Raw genomic sequence first — 366 nt, forward strand, 5'->3', positions numbered from 1 at the left:
TAAATCTATTCATACCTGGTGTTAATTTAGGCGACATAGATATGAATGGTGCAGAAAAAGAATTAAAAAGGGTAGAGGCAGTTATTTATTCTATGACAATAGAAGAACGAAGAAATCCGCAATTGTTAAAAGTTTTCTCAAGAAAAACTCGTATAGCAAAAGGTAGTGGAGTTAGTGTTGCAGACGTAAATAAATTATTGAAGCAATATGAACAAATGAAAAAAATGGTTAAAATGTTTAATAGTGGTAGCATACCAGGTATGAATAGATTTACGAAAAAATAGTTAAAAAAATATGGAGGTAATATAATGGTAAAATTAAGATTAACAAGATTAGGAAGAAGAAAAAAACCTTTTTACAGAATAG

1 pseudogene is annotated in these 366 nt (G+C 28.4%); it reads left to right on the plus strand.

The features are described 5' to 3' along the window. Positions 1-284 (plus strand): annotated as a pseudogene (locus AWT72_RS08940) (signal recognition particle protein); the annotation flags it as partial. Positions 285-366 lie beyond the last annotated feature (82 nt).

The organism is Oceanivirga salmonicida (genome assembly GCF_001517915.1).
Lineage (GTDB): Bacteria > Fusobacteriota > Fusobacteriia > Fusobacteriales > Leptotrichiaceae > Oceanivirga > Oceanivirga salmonicida.